This is a genomic window from Paraburkholderia sp. BGA-UO-ETr-F12, assembly GCF_059567945.1.
In genome coordinates this window covers 1-17470 of the sequence record NZ_JCAQOZ010000038.1, presented here as the reverse complement: position 1 = coordinate 17470, position 17470 = coordinate 1, and the positions used below count along the sequence as shown (strand labels likewise).

The window sequence follows — 17470 nt, the reverse complement described above, 5'->3', positions numbered from 1 at the left end:
GACAGAGCGGGCGGACGCGCTGCGACCGGCAGTCTCTGACGTACTACGGAATCACATGAGCGACTCTTCTTATAGCGACGGCGCCGCCGCGCAGCCGGCAAGCAGGCCGGAACAGGCGGCGCCCCGGTTGATGCTTCAGGGCATCACCAAACAGTACCCGGCCGTGCGCGCCAACGACGACGTCACGTTGATCGTCGCGCCGGGTGAAATCCATGCCGTGCTCGGCGAAAACGGCGCCGGCAAAAGCACGCTGATGAAAATCATCTACGGCGCGGTGCGGCCCGATGCCGGCGAGATCCGCTGGGAAGGCCAGCCGGTCGAGATCGCGAGCCCAGCGGCCGCGCGCAAGCTCGGCATCGGCATGGTGTTCCAGCATTTTTCGCTGTTCGAGACGCTCACGGTCGGCGAAAACATCGCGCTCGCACTCGACGAGCCGTTCGATCTGAAGACGCTGGCGAAGCGGATTCGCGAAGTCTCCGCCGACTACGGCCTCGACATCGACCCGCAGCGGCACGTGCATAGCCTGACGGTGGGCGAGCGGCAACGCGTCGAAATCGTGCGTTGCCTGCTGCAGAACCCGCGTCTGCTGATCATGGACGAACCGACTTCGGTGCTCACGCCGCAAGCGGTCCGTAAGCTCTTCGAGACGCTGCGCCGTCTCGCGGCGGAAGGCTGCAGCATCCTCTACATCAGCCACAAGCTCGACGAAATCCAGGCGCTGTGCGACACCGCCACGGTGATGCGCGGGGGGCGCGTAACCGGTCACGTCAAGCCGAAAGAAGAGACGCATGCGTCGCTCGCGCAATTGATGGTCGGCCATTCGCTGCCCGATTACACGCGGCGCGAGCACAAGCCCGGCGCCGTGCTGCTTGATGTGAAGCAGTTGTCTGTGGAGAGCGACGATCCGTTCGGTACTTCACTGCATGACGTGTCGTTCGGTGTACATGCCGGCGAGATTTTCGGCATTGCGGGCGTGTCGGGGAATGGGCAGGCCGAATTGCTGTCGGCTCTGTCGGGTGAAAAGCGCGGCACGCGCGCCGATGCGGTCACGATCTGCGGCAAGGCGGCAGGGCGCCTCGGCGCGGGCGGCCGGCGCGCGCTCGGTTTCGGCTTCGTGCCTGAGGAGCGTCTCGGCCGCGGCGCGGTGCCGGCGATGAGCCTGTCGGAAAACGCGTTGCTTACCGCGCATCGTCAGCAGATGGTCAACGCCGGCTGGATCAAGGCTGGCGCGATGCGCACTTTCGCGAAACGTTGCATTGAAGCCTTCGACGTCCGGTGCGGTGGCTCCGAAGCGTTGGCGCAAAGTCTCTCCGGCGGCAATCTGCAGAAATACATCATGGGGCGCGAGATTCTGCAGGCGCCCAAGGTGCTGGTGGTCGCGCAGCCGACCTGGGGTGTCGACGTCGGCGCGGCAGCGTTCATTCGTCAGCAGTTGCTCGACCTGTCCGCGCGCGGCGTGGCGATTCTGGTGATCTCGGAAGAACTGGAGGAGTTGTTCGACATTTGCGATCGCATCGCGGTGCTTGCGGGCGGCAGACTCTCACCGGTGCGTGCCACGGGGGCGACCAATGCCGAGGAAATCGGCCGCTGGATGGCGGGCCTGTTCGGCGACCGCGAGGGCTCGGCGCCGTCGGCAGAACAGCCGGCGCATGCCTGAGCAGATGTCCGGCAGGACGCCCGATCGACGTTAAAAAACCAGAACCAAACATAAGCACACGCTCCCATGATTCTTCCGTATCGACTCGAAGCACGCACGACGCCGTCGCGGACGATGCAGCTCGCCGTACCACTGATTGCCGCGTTGCTTACGCTCGTAATCGGCTTTCTGATCTTCGGCCTGGTGGGTCGCGATCCGCTCGAAGCCATGCATGCGTTCTTTATCGAACCGCTCTCCAGCGTGAATGGCTGGTCCGAACTGCTGCTGAAGGCCTCGCCCTTGTGCCTGATCGGCCTTGGCCTTGCGATCGGCTATCGCGCCAACGTCTGGAACATCGGCGCTGAAGGGCAGATGCTGCTTGGCGGCATTGCCGCCAGCGGCGTCGCGATCTATTTCGATCAGGCCACCGGCTGGTGGATCCTGCCGACCATGATGATCGCCGGCGTGCTCGGCGGCATGGCGTGGGCCGCGATTCCCGCGCTGCTGAAAAGCCGCTTCAATACCAACGAGATTCTTGTCAGCCTGATGCTCACGTATGTGGCCACACAGTTGCTGATCTATCTGGTGAGCGGCCCATGGCGCGATCCGCAGGGCATGAACTTCCCGCTTTCGGAGATGTTCAGCGGCGACGCGTTGTACCCGACGTTTTCCGGCGACTGGCACTGGAAATGGTTACGCGGCACGCGCCTGAACGCTTCCATTTTCATCACGCTGATCGCGATTCCGTGCGTGTGGCTGTTCATGCGCAAGAGCTTCGCGGGTTACCGGATGAACGTCGGCGGCCTCGCGCCGCTCGCCGCGCGCTACGCCGGCTTCTCCGACAAGAAAACCATCTGGACGTCGCTCCTGATCAGCGGCGGCCTCGCGGGACTCGCCGGTATGGGCGAGATCGCCGGTCCGATTGGCCAGTTGCAGGCGACATGGTCGCCGGGTTACGGCTTTACCGCGATCATCGTCGTGTTCGTCGGACGGCTGCATCCGATCGGCATCGTGCTCGCGAGCCTGCTGATGGCGCTGTTGTACCTCGGCGGCGAAGCGGTGCAGACCTCGATGCAGTTGCCGCAGGCGCTCTCCGGCGTGTTCCAGGGGCTGCTGCTGTTCTGCCTGCTGGGCGCCGACCTGTTCGTGAACTATCGCGTGCGCCGGCGTTCCGCCGCCGCGCAAGCCCACTGATTTGCCCGGCGGATCTCCATGGATATTCAACAAGCCAGCGCGCTCACTTCGAGCGCCGTCACCGCCGCGATTCCGCTGATGTTCGCGGGCGCGGGCGAACTCGTCACCGAGAAGTCGGGCGTGCTCAATCTTGGCGTGGAAGGCATGATGCTGATGGGCGCCGTGACCGGCTACGCCGTCACCGCTATTACCGGCAACCCGTGGCTCGGTGTAGTTGCCGCGATCGGTGCGGGTCTCGCCATGTCGCTGCTGTTCGCGTTCCTCACGCTGACCATGCTGGCCAACCAGGTCGCCACCGGCTTGTCGTTGACCATCTTCGGCATTGGTCTGTCGGCCTATGTCGGCAAGCCGTACACGTCCGCTGCCGTGCGCGCCACGATCGACACGTGGCCCATTCCCGTTCTCTCGAAGATTCCCGTGCTCGGGCCCGCGTTCTTCAGCCTTACGCCCCTCGACTACCTTGCGTTCCTGATGTTCGCGGTGATCGGCTGGTTCCTGTACCGCACGCGAGCCGGACTTGTGCTGCGCTCGGTCGGCGAATCGCCGCAGGTCGCGCATTCGGTCGGCTTTCCGGTGATCGGCGTGCGTTATGGCGCGGTGGCCTTCGGTGGCGGTATGGCGGGTCTCGCGGGTGGCTACTATTCGATCGTCAACCTGCACCTGTGGCAGGAGCAGCTCACCTCGGGCCGTGGCTGGATCGCGCTCGCGCTGGTGGTGTTTGCGACATGGCGACCGGGGCGCCTGCTGATCGGCGCGCTGCTGTTCGGCGCCGTGACCGGTTTGCAGTTTTACGCGCAGGCGATCGGCGTGCCGGTGCCGACGCAGTTTCTCGCGATGCTGCCGTACATCGCGACCGTCGTCGTGCTGGTGCTGATTTCGCGTAACCCGAACACGATTCGTCTGAATGCGCCCGCGTCGCTCGGCAAGCCGTTTTTCTCGGCGAGCTGACGCGGTCGCCATTTCATATGACCGACCACACGTTTCAAATCAATCGACAAACACGACAGGAGAAAACATGAAGAGAAGAAATCTGCTGACCGCCTTCGCCTGGGGCGCGGCCTCGCTGGCGCTGGCCGCACCGCTCGCGCAAACCGCGCAGGCGGCCGATGCGCCGGGCGTCGCGTTCGTCTACCTCGGCAATCCTGGCGATGCCGGCTGGACGTATGCGCACGACCAGGGCTCGAAGGAAGCCGAGGCGAAATTCGGCAATAAGATCAAGATCACCCGCATCGAGAACGTGCCGGAATCGGCCGACTCGGAACGCGTGTTCCGCGATCTGGCGAACAAGGGCAATAAGATCATCATCGGCTCGAGCTTCGGCTATCAGGACTTCGAACTGAAAGTCGCGAAGGATTTCCCCGACACCGTGTTCCTGCACGCAACCGGCTACAAGAAGGCGCCGAATTTCGGCACCTATGACGTGCGGATGTATCAAGGCGCGTATCTGGCCGGCGTCGCTGCGGGCTATGTGACGAAAACCAACACGCTCGGCTTCGTGGCTTCGGTGCCGATTCCTGAAGTGGTTCGCAACATCAACGCGTACACGCTCGGCGCGCGTTCGGTGAATCCGAAGATTCATACCAAGGTCATCTGGATCAACAGCTGGTTCGATCCGGGCAAGGAAAAGCAGGCCGCTGAAACGTTGATCGGCCAGGGCGCCGACGTGTTGCTGCAAAACACCGATTCGAGCGCGACGCTCGCGACCGCATCGGAAAAGCACGTGCACGCATTTGGCTGGGATTCGGATATGAAGAAGTTCGGTCCGGACGCGCACCTTGGATCGGTGGTCGCGCACTGGGGCGTGTATTACAACGCAGCGATCCAGCAGGTGCTGGACGGCAAGTGGAAGAACGATCCGGTGTGGTGGGGTATTCCGCAGAAAGCCGTCAATCTCGAAGATTTGAATACGTCGGCGATTCCGGCTGACGCGATGAAGCAGGTCGCGGCGAAGCGCGATGAACTGGCTGGCGGCAAGTGGGACGTGTTCACCGGGCCGATCAAGGACCAGTCCGGCACGGTGAAGGTGCCGGCAGGCAAGACGCTGACCGATCCGGAACTGCAACGCCTGAACTGGTATGTGGAAGGCGTGGACGGCTCGTTGCCGAAGTAATCTGGCTTACGCGGGTATTGCGTGGGGTCGCGTGCGGGTCGTGTGATTGCGGGCCGGGTCGCGATCTGGCGCGTAACGCGTGACGAGTAACAAGTAACAATCGACAGGATCGCGATCGACCAGGCGGCGGTTTCAGCAACCGCTGCTTTAAGGTGCTGCGTCCACTGCGGACGCAGCTTTTTTTTGCTTCGGATTATCTATTGAGGATCGTTTCAGACGCTCGGGCTCAGCGCTAGTCGATGCGCAGGCCGACCTTAATGGTCACCTGCCAGTAAGCAACCTTGTCGTTCTCGATCTGGCCCCGCGTTTCCGTGACTTCGAACCAGTGCAGGTTGCGCAGCGTCTTCGACGCTTTTGCAATCGCGGTGCTGATTGCGTCGTCGATCGATTTGGTCGATGAGCCGGTCAGTTCGATTTGTTTGTAGACGTGATCTGACATGAACTTCCTCCTTTGATCTTCGTTGGTGTGAAAAAAGTATAGGCAATGGATGGCGGCCGGTGTCTTCGTATGGGCCAGTCATCCCGCACATCGCGTGCCCGATATGCCGCGGCGAGGCGACGCCGTTATGATGTCCGCGCAACTCCATCCGAAATCTGACGAGGCTCGAAAGTGGAAATTGGTTTTTGCGGTCCCGGTCTCATGGGCGCGCCGATGATCCGGCATCTGCTGCGCGCGGGGCATACCGTGCATGTCTGGAATCGCACGCGGGCCAAGGCGGAAGCGTTATTGGCGGACGGCGCCAAGGTGGTCGACACGCCGCGCGAATTGGCCTCGCGATGCGAGGTGGTGCTGCTCTGTGTCGCGAATGCAGCGGCGGTCGAGGAAACGGTATTCGGTGCACAAGGGCTGCTGAGCGCGGATGCCGCGGCGCCGGCACGGGTGCGCTGGATCGTCGATCACTCGAGCATTCCACCGGCCGCGACGAGGGCATTCGCGCAGCGTGCGGCGACGGTTGCCGGCGTAACTGGGGCGGCAGGTATGGCGGGGGCGGGCGCGAGCGGTGGCAAGGCTGGGCAAGCGCTTGAGAGTGGGCGCACGGCAAGCATCGGCTGGATCGACGCACCTGTATCAGGCGGCGTCGCGGGCGCGACGGCAGGCACGCTGGCGATCATGGCGGGCGGCGCCATAGCGGACGTCGAGGCGGTGACGCCGCTGCTCGGCGCGTACTCCGCCCGCGTCACCCATATGGGCGAGGTCGGCGCGGGGCAAACCACCAAACTCTGTAATCAGGCCATCGTCACCGCGACTGTTGCGGCGATTGCCGAGGCAGTGAGCCTTGCGCAGCGCAGCGGCATCGATGCCGCCAAACTCACGCAGGGCCTGGCCGGCGGCTGGGCCGATTCGGTGTTGCTGCAGACTTTCGTGCCGCGTATGACGCAAAGCGGCCTCGCGCCGATCGGCGCATTCCGCACGTTCCAGAAGGACGTCGACACCGTTGCCGCGACTGCGTATGAAACCGGCACGCCGATGCCGGTTTCATCGACAGTCCAGCAACTGTTGCGGCTTGGCGCCGCGATGGGGCTTGCCGAGGCCGATCTGTCGGCCTTCATCGACGTTTTGCAGACGCCGCGCTGCGGCTAGAAGGGCGGCGGTCCGTGTCAACGTGGCGTGAACGTAACGTGAACACGGCGTCAAAACACGCGGGCGCGGCGCCTGTGTGGGTCGATTTCTCGATAACCTGCTAAAATATTGGGTTGTTCGCCGATATCACCTTTAAGGACGCGCCGTGCTGTCTACCGCCAATATCACCATGCAATTCGGGCCAAAGCCCCTCTTCGAAAACATCTCGGTCAAATTCGGGGAAGGGAACCGGTATGGCCTGATCGGTGCGAACGGCTGCGGAAAATCCACCTTCATGAAGATTCTGGGGGGCGATCTGGAACCGAGCTCCGGCAACGTGATGCTCGAACCGAACGTCCGCCTCGGCAAGCTGCGCCAGGATCAGTTCGCGTATGAAGACGTGCGCGTGCTCGACGTCGTGATGATGGGCCACACGGAAATGTGGGCCGCCATGACCGAGCGCGACGCGATCTACGCGAACCCGGATGCGACTGACGACGACTACATGCACGCCGCCGAACTCGAGGCGAAGTTCGCCGAGTACGACGGTTACACCGCCGAAGCGCGCGCGGGCGAGCTGCTGCTTGGCATCGGTATCGCGATTGAAGATCACAACGGCCCGATGAGCAATGTCGCGCCGGGCTGGAAACTGCGCGTGCTGCTCGCGCAGGCGTTGTTCTCGAAGCCGGACGTGCTGCTGCTGGACGAACCGACCAATAACCTGGACATCAACTCGATCCGTTGGCTGGAAGACGTGCTCAACCAGTACAACTCGACGATGATCATCATCTCGCACGATCGTCACTTTTTGAACCAGGTCTGCACGCACATGGCCGACATGGACTTCGGCACGCTGAAGGTCTATCCGGGCAATTACGACGACTACATGCTGGCCAGCACGCAGGCGCGCGAGCGTCAGCAGAACGCCAACGCCAAGGCGAAGGAGCGTGTTGCAGACCTGCAGGATTTCGTGCGCCGCTTCTCGGCCAATAAGTCGAAGGCGCGTCAGGCTACCAGCCGTCTGAAGATGATCGACAAGATCAAGATCGAGGAATTCAAGCCGTCGTCGCGGCAGAACCCGTTCATCCGCTTCGAGTACGAGAAGAAGCTGCACAACATCGCGGTGGTGGCGGACAAGATCTCGAAGAAGTACGAGCGCACGATCTTCAACGATTTCAGCATCAGCGTGCAGCCGGGCGAGCGTATCGCGATCATTGGCGAGAACGGCGCGGGTAAGACCACGTTGTTGCGCTCGCTGCTCGGCAAGCTCACGCTGGACCACGGCACGGTGAAGTGGGCCGAAAACGCGAACGTCGGTTACATGCCGCAGGATACGTACGAAGAATTCCCGGACGACGTCACGCTGATGGAATGGATCGACGGTTATCGCCAGGAAGGCGACGACGAGCAGATGGTGCGCGGCACGCTCGGCCGTCTGCTGTTCAATGCCGACGACATCCGCAAGTCGGTCAAGGTGCTCTCCGGTGGTGAGAAGGGCCGCATGATCTGGGGCAAGCTGATGCTGGGCCGCCACAATGTGATGCTGATGGACGAGCCGACCAACCACATGGACATGGAGTCGATCGAATCGCTGCAGATCGCGTTGGACAAGTACGAAGGCACGCTGATTTTCGTGTCGCACGACCGCGAGTTCGTGAGCGGTCTGGCGAACCGGATCATCGAAGTGCGCACCGACGGCACGCTGAACGACTTCGGCGGCAACTATGAGGACTTCCTGTTGAGCCAGGGCGTGCAATAAGCGCTTCTTGTTGCACGGTATCGCGTCAGGCAAAGCCCGCTTTTTCGAAGCGGGCTTTTTTCATGCCACGCGGCAAACGTTCCGCTTGCAGTTTGTCCCGACCCAGAAGGCCCCTGGTTTCGCAGATGCACGGATCCGCAGGCGTTGCAACGGAAGATCCATAGACCTCACCGTGAAGCGACCAAGATCAACTAATCGGACGTAAAACCCGACAGCTAACCAGGTTCATTGACCCAGCACAACGCGCGCCGCGCCCGACGACCGATTATCAGCGTTTCGATAGTTCATCCATCGGGTCGTCAATGCTTACCTCTCACTTGTTCCCCCCGCTTGTTATCCGCGGCCGCTCGCTGCTTCCGATCGTACAGGGCGGCATGGGCGTCGGCATCTCGGCTCACCGTCTGGCAGGCAGCGTCGCCCGCGAGGGCGCACTCGGCACCATCGCGAGCATCGACCTGCGCCATCACCATGCCGATCTGGTCGAACTTTGCCGGCAGTCGCCTGATCGGGCCACGCTCGAACAGGCGAACCTCACCGCGCTGGCTCGTGAAATACACGCCGCCAAAGCGCTCGCCGAAGGCCGCGGCATGGTTGCCGTCAATGTGATGAAGGCAGTCAATGCGCAAGCAGACTATGTGCGCGTCGCCTGCGAGAACGGCGCTGACGCGATCGTCATGGGCGCGGGCCTGCCGCTCGACTTGCCGGACATGACCCAGGCCCACGATATCGCACTGATCCCGATTCTGTCCGATAGCCGCGGTGTCGCGCTGGTGCTGAAGAAGTGGATGAAAAAAGGCCGTTTGCCCGATGCCGTCGTGATCGAACATCCGGCCCACGCGGGTGGTCATCTCGGTGTGGCCAATCTCGCCGACCTGCAAGACCCGCGCTTCGACTTCCTGCGTGTGCTCGAGGAACTCGAGACGGTGTTCACTTCGCTCGGCCTGAGTCGGCAGGACGTGCCTTTGATCGTCGCGGGTGGCATCAATAGTCACGAAGCCGTGCGCGAGCTCCTGAGCGCCGGCGCCAGCGGCGTGCAACTCGGCACACCATTCGCCGTGACCGAGGAAGGTGATGCGCATCCGAACTTCAAGCGCGTGCTGGCCGAAGCAACACCGGACGACATTGTCGAATTTGTCAGTGTGACGGGGTTGCCCGCGCGCGCCGTGAAAACGCCGTGGCTGATGCGCTATCTGCGCCACGAAACAAAAATTCGCGACAAGCTCGGTGCGCTCAAACACGTTTGTCCAACCGCGCTTGAATGCCTAAGCGTCTGCGGTTGGCGTGACGGTGTCGAGAAGTTCGGCCACTTCTGCATCGACACGCGGCTCGCCGCGGCATTGCGCGGCGATGTGGCCAACGGTCTGTTCTTTCGCGGGCGCGAAGCGTTGCCGTTCGGCACGGCCATTCGCAGCGTCCACGACCTGATCGAACTGCTGCTGACCGGTGCGACGCGACCCGCTGTCGCAGGGCGATGGGCGTTTTCGCTGGGTTGACGCGGGTCAACGCGAAGCCTGGCGGGACCTTCGACAATCCCCGCACGCACACAAACACTCGGGGAAGCACATGAAGCACTCGCTCAGGAACAGAATCAAGGCCACTGCCGTCGCAGCGTGCCTGTTAGGCGCGGGCGCGTTGGCGCAGCAGGCGCACGCACAGGTTGCCGGCGGCGATCAGATGAACGGCATCCACGCCGGCGACGTACTGGTGCGATTGCGCGCAATCAGCATCATGCCGGACGTGAAGACCAATCAGTCGCTGTCGGCACTCAATGTGGGCGTCAACAACGCCATCGTGCCGGAGCTGGATTTCACCTACATGATTCGCGACTACCTGGGCGTCGAACTGATTCTCGGCACGTCGCGTCATCAGTTGACCTCGAGTCTCGGCAATCTCGGCGGCGTGAATGTGTTGCCGCCGACGCTGTTGTTGCAGTACCACTTCAACCACGCGGGGCGTATCCGTCCGTACGTCGGTGCGGGCCTGAACTATACGTTGTTCTATAACAACGGCCTCAACGCGGGCGGTCAGTCGATCTCAATCAACAACCACAGCTTCGGTCCTGCATTGCAGGCCGGTGTAGACGTGCAGGTGACCAAATCGCTATTTGTCAACGCGGACATCAAGAAGATCTGGATGCACACCGACGCAACGCTTGGCGGTCAGCCGCTCGGCCGGCTGAATATCGATCCGTTGGTGGTGGGCCTGGGTGTCGGTATGCGGTTCTGATCACCGTTCGCGCTGGAGAAGCCTCGCTCCTCATGCAAAAACGCCGGAACTTCCGGCGTTTTTTATTGCAATTTCGATCCGAATCGGGAGATGGATTCGCCGACAGGCAAGGCCCGTGCGGGCGGCCACAGTGTCAAAGGGCTATAACTTGTCGTTCTTGAAACGCATCGCCGTGCCGTCCTGCTCGATGCGTACCCAAACGGCGTGCTTTTCCTCGTCGCTCAGGAATACCCAGTTGGACACTTCGGTTGCGGTGCGGCCGCAGCCTTTGCAGACTTCGTCGAAAAGCGTGGAACAGACGCCGATGCACGGGCTGTCGGGAAGATCGTGGAGATTCGAAGCCATCGGAAACCTTGGGGCGGAAAAGCGGAGTTCCGCTATGTTATCCGATGCGGCGAACACACTCCGGCGTGACCCTCGTCGTGGCACGGATACACGCACGGTTGGCCGGATCCACACGCAGTGCTCGTGCCGGTCCGGATCACGCGCGTCAGCGCGAAATGCTGTAGCCGATTCGCGCCATCCAGTGCTGGCGGTTGTTGTAGTCGAGCAGGTCCTCGCCGTATCCGTTGAAATACCCCACCCAGATATAGCCGCCCCACGCACTGCCCAGCAGTTTGGCCAGCGGATAGGTGAATTGCGAGTCGATGCTGCCGTACCAGTGTTTGGTGCCTTTGCGCAACGTGGTCGCGAGTTGCCAGCCGTCGGCGCTGCCGTATTTGACCAGCAGATCGACGTAGCCGCGATAGTCGGCGATATCGGGGTTGTTGCTCGTGCCGAGGTAGTAATAGATTTTCGGCGACACGGTCAGATGGTTGCCGTCGAGATTGCCGAATTCCCATGTCGGACGGATGAAGGGCATGTTGATGCTGCGCGAGTCCGAACCCGCCTTGCCGTTCGATTCGTGCGCGAAGCCTGCGGCAAAACCCATGCGCGTGAAAAATGGGCTGCGCCATCCGGTGTCCGGCACGTAGTAGAACAACTGCGGGGAGTAGGTTGTGTCGCGAAACGGCCGCGAATCGGCGGACAGATCCCAGATCGAGGTCTGGGTGTAGGCGAAATACAGGTTGTCGCGCAGGGCCTTTGAGCGCAAATCGTCCGGCATCAGGATGCGGTATTTGAAACTCAATTGCAGCCTCGCGTTCGTATCGCCGTTGTGGCCGACGGCGAAATACATCGGTTCGTAGTAGGAGATGTGCGAGAGGATGCCGCGTCCAGTGGTGGCCAGCGAGTCGCCGGGCGGGGACATCGCGTCGCCCGTCGGCCCGTCTACGACGGCGGCCTGTTCGGCGACCTGGGCAGGTGAGGTTGCCCGGCTCTCGGCACGCTCCGCCTGGGCAACCGCGTTCTGCTGCGGCCCGCGGTTGATCGCGACAATCGCCGGCGATGCGTCGAATCCCACCGGGTCGATCCGGACTTCGCCGCGCGCTGACTGCGGCCAGGGCGCCGAAAACCCTACTTTGCGAAACTGGCCGGGCCGCAAGTTCAAGGTGTCGGGCACACCGGGTTCTCGCTTGAGTTCGAGCGGTTGCGGCGCCTGTTCCGCGCTGCTCAAGTTCACGCGGAGCGTCGGCGGGACGACGACCTTGAGAGGCTTCGCGTCGTCGGCGGAATAGAGCAGGGTGAGTTGCAACGGTTCGTCGGCGGCGGCCACGCGCGCCGGCTGCAACATGGCGACCGTCGCATGAGCCTCACCGGAGAGTGCGGCGATTGCAAAGAGCAAGGACAGGAAGGTGCTGCGTGAAATGCGCGGGATGGCGTGGCGAGCTTGAGGCGGCGTGGCGGGGGCGAGGTTAGCGAATAAAGCGTGAAAACGCATGGGGTGTCGTCCTGATAGCAAGGCAGCGAGCCAACGGGCGACGGTTGTGTGTCAAACAACGACACACCGGCACACCGGACTGGCCGCGCAGGGCGCTAGAAAAAAGCGCGAAAGTGGCTCAAAGCGCCAACCGGATGAATACCGGCGGCGGCCGCCAACCGGGCAGCATGAAACGCGCCGCGCCGCTGCGGGCAGCGGCACGGGTCACGACGAGATGTTCGGAGAATACTTACAAAATCACTGCATCTGCAAATGGTTCGAGCCAAATCAGCTTTATCGGCTGAACGCCAACAGCCGAACAGCCGCAACAGCGCGCCGTCGAACCAGATGGGGAACGCAGCCTGGAGCCCGCGCTGTCAGGCCAGCCGGGCCAGCGTCAGAGTCAAGCCGCGCCGTCTTCGAGCCGCCGCGCGCCCATCGCGCGTCTTGCCGTGTCGGCTGGTATAGGCTTCTATCGAGTGAGCTGCACGGCATAAAATTCGTAGCAAGCGGCCGTTGACTGCAGCCCCGATGCAAACCGGCCGCGGCGATGGCGCCGCAACGGGGCGGCAGGACAGCGGCGCAATACCGAGGCTGCCACTGGTGTTTTTTTCGGGTAGACACGCGCCGATAACCCGCTAAAATTGCGCCCATTTTGTAGCGGCACGGCTTGCGCTGTACCGTTTGCGCGACATCTCAGCATTTTTTTTGGTGCGCGCAATAATTAATGGTAGTTTTCGGGTTTTTCAGGGGAGCCGCGAGCGGTGTGCCGCGGCGTGGACGAAGATGGCCGGCTCGGGACGGTCAGGATCGGAGAACGGAATGAAAAGACGGGTAGTGGTGCAAATGGCGGCGCTGGTCTTGTGCGCGACGTCCTGGTTGACGGCCGCTGCGAAAGATACGCAGTTGAACGTGTATAACTGGTCCGATTACATTGCCAAGGACACCATTCCGAACTTCACCAAGCAGACCGGCGTCCAGGTTAAATACGACAACTACGACAGCGACGACACGCTGCAAGCCAAGCTCCTCACAGGTAATTCGGGCTACGACATCGTCGTGCCGACCAGCAATTACGCCGGCAAGCAGATTGCCGCCGGCATCTTCGCGCCGCTCGACAAATCGAAGCTGCCGAACCTCAAATACCTCGACCCGTCGCTGATGGCCCTCGTGGCCGGCGCCGATCCCGGCAACAAGTACACGGTACCCTGGGCATACGGCACGACCGGCCTCGCGTACAACGTCACCAAGGCGCAGCAGATCCTCGGCAAGAATGTGCCGCTCGACAACTGGGACATCCTCTTCAAGCCGGAAAACATTTCGAAGCTGAAAGCCTGCGGCGTGTCCGTGCTCGACGCCCCGGACCAGATGTTCGCCGCCGCGCTGCATTACATCGGCCGCGATCCGATGAGCACGAATCCGGCTGACTACCGTGCCGCGCTCGAGATGATGAAGAAGATCCGCCCGTACATCACGCAGTTCAACTCGTCGGGCTATATCAACGATCTGGTTGGCGGTGACGTGTGCTTCGCGTACGGCTGGTCGGGCGACGTCGTGATCGCCAAGCATCGCGCGATCGAGGCGAAGAAGCCTTACAAGATCGAGTACTACATTCCGAAGGGCGGGGCTCCGGTGTGGTTCGACGTGATGGCGATTCCGAAGGACGCGAAGAACAAGGAAGCCGCGCTCGAGTGGATCAACTACATCGAAACGCCGCAGGTCCATGCCGCGATCACCAACGCCGTCTACTATCCGAGCGCCAACCTCGAAGCGCGCAAGTATGTGGACAAGGACGTGGCGAACGACCCGGCTGTGTACCCGTCGCCTGAAGTCATCAAGACGCTGTTCCTGTTGAAGCCGCTGCCGCCGGAAATCCAGCGCCTGCAAACGCGGCTGTGGACTGAATTCAAGTCCGGCCGCTGACTCGCAGCGGGAGTGAACGGGTAAGTATCATCATGAAGCCCTCGGTGTCCACCGGGGGCTTTGTTCGTCAAAAGCCGGAGTAAAGCATTGTGATGAGTAGTGACCAGTCGGGCGCGCTGGCAGGGACCGCCGCGCCGTTTCCGGGCCTGAGCGCCCAAGCGGGCGACGCAGCAGAGAATTTCATCCAGATCGTCGACGTCGTGAAGAAATTTGGCGAGACCGTCGCGGTGAAAGGGGTCAACCTGTCGGTGAAAAAGGGCGAGCTGTTTGCGTTGCTCGGCAGTTCCGGCTGTGGCAAGTCGACCTTGTTGCGCATGCTGGCCGGGCTCGAATCGATCACGTCGGGCAAGATCTTGATCGACGGGGAAGACCTGGCGCAATTGCCGCCTTATCGCCGGCCGGTCAACATGATGTTCCAGTCGTATGCGCTGTTTCCCCACATGACGGTCGAGGCCAACGTCGCGTTCGGGCTGAAGCAGGAGGGCGTGCCGAAAGCCGAACTGAAGGACCGCGTGCAGAATGCGCTCGATCTCGTGCAGATGGGCCGCTTTGCGAAGCGTAAGCCGCATCAGCTCTCCGGTGGTCAGCAGCAGCGGGTGGCGCTCGCGCGCTCGCTCGTCAAGCGGCCAAAGCTGCTGTTGCTCGACGAACCGATGTCGGCACTCGACAAGCAGATCCGTCAGCGTACGCAGATCGAACTGGTGAACATCCTCGACAAGGTCGGCGTGACTTGCATGATGGTCACGCACGACCAGGAAGAGGCGATGACGATGGCCGATCGTCTTGCGGTGATGAGCGAGGGTGAGATCATCCAGCTTGGCACGCCGCACGAAGTGTACGAGTATCCGAACAGCCGCTTTTCGGCCGAGTTCATCGGCTCGACCAATCTGTTCGACGGCAATGTCGTCGAAGATGAACCCGATCACGTGTTCATCGAAACGCCCGATCTGCCGGTTCGTCTTTACGTAAGTCACGGCATTACCGGGCCGCTCGGCATGCCGGTGACGATCTCGGTGCGGCCCGAGCGCATCGCACTCACGCGCAAGCCACCCGAAGGCACCTACAACTGGGGCAAGGGCGTGGTGACGAACGTCGCCTACATGGGCGGCTATTCGCTGTATCACGTGAAGCTCGACGCCGGCAAAACGGTGATCGCCAACGTGACGAGCCTTGCCTTGACTGAGATCGATCCGCCCGCCTGGGGCGACGAAGTCTATGTGCGCTGGAGCGCGTCGGCCGGTGTGGTGCTGACGTCATGAAGCGCTCGATCAGTTCTCTCGCGTCGTGGCCGGTGCGCCGTTTCAATCTGACCGGCCGCACCGCGGTGGTGGCCGGCCCGTTCATCTGGCTGCTGCTATTTTTCCTCGTGCCGTTCCTGCTGGTCGTGAAGATCAGTTTTGCCGATTTGCAGCTTGGCATTCCACCCTATACGGAACTCACGACGTATACGGATGGCGTGATTCACGTCGCGCTGGACCTGTCGCACTATGCGTTTCTGCTGACCGACAGCCTCTATTTCGCGACCTATGTGAATTCGGTGGTAGTCGCGGCGGTGTCCACGCTGCTGTGTTTGCTGATCGGTTATCCGATGGCGTACTACATTGCGCGATCGAATCCGGCGAGCCGAAATTTGCTGATGATGGCGGTGATGCTGCCGTTCTGGACCTCGTTTCTGATTCGCGTGTATGCATGGATCGGTATCCTGAAGAATAATGGTTTGCTGAATAACTTCCTGATGTCGACGGGGCTGATCCATACGCCGATCGAGTTGTATCACACCAACACGGCGGTTTATATCGGCATGGTGTATTCGTACCTGCCGTTTCTCGTGATGCCGCTTTACGCGCATCTGGTGAAGATGGACATGACCTTGCTGGAAGCCGCCTACGATCTCGGCGCGAAGCCATGGCGCGCGTTCTGGCAGATCACCTTGCCGTTGTCGAAGAACGGCATTATTGCGGGTTGTTTGCTGGTGTTCATTCCGGCGGTCGGCGAGTATGTGATTCCGGAATTGCTGGGCGGTGCGAACACGTTGATGATTGGCCGCGTGATGTGGAATGAGTTCTTCGACAATGCCGATTGGCCGATGGCGTCTGCCGTGACGTGCGCGATGGTGTTGTTGTTATTGGTGCCGATGGCGTTTTTCCAGTACGCGCAGGCGAAGGCGATGGAGGAAAGGCGCTGATGAAGCCGAACCGGATTTTGCAGTTCATTGCCCTGGGGATCGGGTTTCTGTTTCTCTACATTCCGATCGTGAGTCTGATTGTGTATTCGTTCAACGAATCGCAACTGGTCACGGTGTGGACGCGGTTTTCCACGCGCTGGTATGCGGCGCTGTTGCAGGACGACGAGTTGATTGCGGCGGCGTGGTTGTCGTTGCGTGTGGCGTTGCTGACGGCGTTTGCGTCGGTGATTATCGGTACGTGGGCCGGGTTTGTTCTGGCCCGCATGGGGCGGTTTCGCGGGTTTACGCTTTATACCGGAATGATCAATGCGCCGCTGGTGATTCCCGAGGTGATTCAGGGGATTTCGTTGTTGCTGCTGTTCATCGAAATGGCCAAGTGGTTGGGGTGGCCTGCCGGGCGCGGCATTTTCACGATCTGGATCGGGCACGTGATGTTGTGTATTTCCTATGTGGCCATCATCGTGCAGTCGCGTGTGAAGGAGTTGAATCCTTCTCTTGAAGAAGCCGCGCTTGATCTTGGGGCGACGCCGCTTAAGGTGTTTTTCTTCATTACGTTGCCGTTGATTTCGCAGGCGCTGGTTTCTGGGTGGCTGTTGTCGTTCACTTTGTCGATTGACGATCTGGTTCTGTCGGCGTTTTTGTCGGGACCTGGGTCGACGACGCTGCCGCTGGTTGTGTTCTCTCGCGTTCGGCTTGGGTTGAATCCGGAGATGAATGCGTTGGCTACGTTGTTTATTGCTGTTGTTACTGTTGGGGTGGTTTTGGCGAACTATTTTATGCAGCGGGCTGAGAGGAAGAGGGCTGTTATGGCGGTTTAGGTTTTTTTGCCTGTTCGGCGGAGTGTTGTTGATTTCGCTCTTTGGCCTTTCCTTGCTTTGGTAGTGGTCTATTAGCGTTCCCCCTGTGCGGGGGGGCACCTACTTTTCTTTGCCGGCCGCAAAGAAAAGTAGGCAAAAGTGTATTGAACTAGACTAAATCTGACAGTGGTTGGTTTCTCGTGCTGTTTGCGCTGGCGCGAAGGGCGTAGCCCGGAGCGCCAGCGCAAACAGCGAACCGCAAGGAGTCCGCCATGACTCAG

At 61.2% G+C, this 17470-nt stretch carries 15 protein-coding genes; 12 read left to right on the top strand and 3 right to left on the bottom strand.

Going from position 1 to position 17470, the window contains the following annotated elements:
* Window positions 1-55 precede the first annotated feature (55 nt).
* The 4 genes from AC57B6_RS16980 (at window position 56) to AC57B6_RS16965 (ending at window position 4940) form a co-directional block, all read left to right on the top strand.
* A complete protein-coding gene (locus AC57B6_RS16980; protein ID WP_281664870.1) occupies window positions 56-1657 on the top strand; it encodes an ABC transporter ATP-binding protein in 1602 nt (533 codons plus the stop codon).
* A 66-nt stretch (window positions 1658-1723) separates the two neighbouring features.
* Window positions 1724-2830 (top strand): ABC transporter permease, encoded by a 1107-nt coding sequence (locus AC57B6_RS16975; RefSeq protein ID WP_028199284.1) that lies wholly within the window; start codon window positions 1724-1726, stop codon window positions 2828-2830.
* 18 nt (window positions 2831-2848) lie between these two features.
* The gene (locus AC57B6_RS16970) at window positions 2849-3778 is read left to right on the top strand and encodes an ABC transporter permease (protein ID WP_030103025.1); all 930 of its coding nucleotides are present in this window, start codon (window positions 2849-2851) and stop codon (window positions 3776-3778) included.
* A 67-nt stretch (window positions 3779-3845) separates the two neighbouring features.
* The gene (locus AC57B6_RS16965) at window positions 3846-4940 is read left to right on the top strand and encodes a BMP family ABC transporter substrate-binding protein (RefSeq protein WP_030103026.1); all 1095 of its coding nucleotides are present in this window, start codon (window positions 3846-3848) and stop codon (window positions 4938-4940) included.
* Between the two features lie 232 nt (window positions 4941-5172).
* Here the strand turns inward: AC57B6_RS16965 and AC57B6_RS16960 are convergent, their stop codons facing one another.
* Entirely contained in the window at window positions 5173-5379 is a 207-nt protein-coding gene (locus AC57B6_RS16960; RefSeq protein ID WP_028199281.1) for a dodecin, read from the bottom strand.
* A 171-nt stretch (window positions 5380-5550) separates the two neighbouring features.
* Between AC57B6_RS16960 and AC57B6_RS16955 the strand changes: the two genes are divergently transcribed.
* The 4 genes from AC57B6_RS16955 to AC57B6_RS16940 all read left to right on the top strand — a co-directional run bounded on the left by AC57B6_RS16955 (window position 5551) and on the right by AC57B6_RS16940 (window position 10486).
* The gene (locus tag AC57B6_RS16955) at window positions 5551-6522 is read left to right on the top strand and encodes an NAD(P)-dependent oxidoreductase (protein ID WP_444516497.1); all 972 of its coding nucleotides are present in this window, start codon (window positions 5551-5553) and stop codon (window positions 6520-6522) included.
* Between the two features lie 145 nt (window positions 6523-6667).
* The gene (locus AC57B6_RS16950; RefSeq protein WP_028199279.1) at window positions 6668-8260 is read left to right on the top strand and encodes an ABC-F family ATPase; all 1593 of its coding nucleotides are present in this window, start codon (window positions 6668-6670) and stop codon (window positions 8258-8260) included.
* 302 nt (window positions 8261-8562) lie between these two features.
* Window positions 8563-9753 carry an NAD(P)H-dependent flavin oxidoreductase gene (locus AC57B6_RS16945; protein WP_030103028.1) on the top strand — a complete coding sequence of 397 codons (1191 nt, stop codon included), beginning with the start codon at window positions 8563-8565 and terminating at the stop codon, window positions 9751-9753.
* Between the two features lie 70 nt (window positions 9754-9823).
* Complete coding sequence (locus tag AC57B6_RS16940) at window positions 9824-10486, top strand: OmpW/AlkL family protein (RefSeq protein ID WP_252888052.1); 663 nt, start codon at window positions 9824-9826, stop codon at window positions 10484-10486.
* A gap of 141 nt (window positions 10487-10627) precedes the next feature.
* Here the strand turns inward: AC57B6_RS16940 and AC57B6_RS16935 are convergent, their stop codons facing one another.
* Window positions 10628-10831: a DUF1289 domain-containing protein gene (locus AC57B6_RS16935; protein WP_030103029.1), complete on the bottom strand. Its 204-nt coding sequence runs from the start codon at window positions 10829-10831 to the stop codon at window positions 10628-10630.
* Window positions 10832-10976: 145 nt separating this feature from the next.
* Window positions 10977-12305, bottom strand: a complete 1329-nt coding sequence (locus AC57B6_RS16930) for a phospholipase A (RefSeq protein ID WP_496421757.1) — start codon at window positions 12303-12305, stop codon at window positions 10977-10979.
* An 801-nt stretch (window positions 12306-13106) separates the two neighbouring features.
* On the opposite strand from AC57B6_RS16930, the gene AC57B6_RS16925 reads away from it, so the two are divergent.
* The 4 genes from AC57B6_RS16925 (at window position 13107) to AC57B6_RS16910 (ending at window position 17210) form a co-directional block, all read left to right on the top strand.
* Entirely contained in the window at window positions 13107-14207 is a 1101-nt protein-coding gene (locus AC57B6_RS16925; RefSeq protein ID WP_454805849.1) for a polyamine ABC transporter substrate-binding protein, read from the top strand.
* Window positions 14208-14299: 92 nt separating this feature from the next.
* Window positions 14300-15466 carry an ABC transporter ATP-binding protein gene (locus tag AC57B6_RS16920; RefSeq protein ID WP_028199273.1) on the top strand — a complete coding sequence of 389 codons (1167 nt, stop codon included), beginning with the start codon at window positions 14300-14302 and terminating at the stop codon, window positions 15464-15466.
* Window positions 15463-16392: an ABC transporter permease subunit gene (locus AC57B6_RS16915; RefSeq protein ID WP_028199272.1), complete on the top strand. Its 930-nt coding sequence runs from the start codon at window positions 15463-15465 to the stop codon at window positions 16390-16392. The genes AC57B6_RS16920 and AC57B6_RS16915 overlap by 4 nt, the downstream gene beginning before the upstream one ends.
* The gene (locus AC57B6_RS16910; RefSeq protein ID WP_028199271.1) at window positions 16392-17210 is read left to right on the top strand and encodes an ABC transporter permease subunit; all 819 of its coding nucleotides are present in this window, start codon (window positions 16392-16394) and stop codon (window positions 17208-17210) included. The genes AC57B6_RS16915 and AC57B6_RS16910 overlap by 1 nt, the downstream gene beginning before the upstream one ends.
* Window positions 17211-17470: the final 260 nt, after the last annotated feature.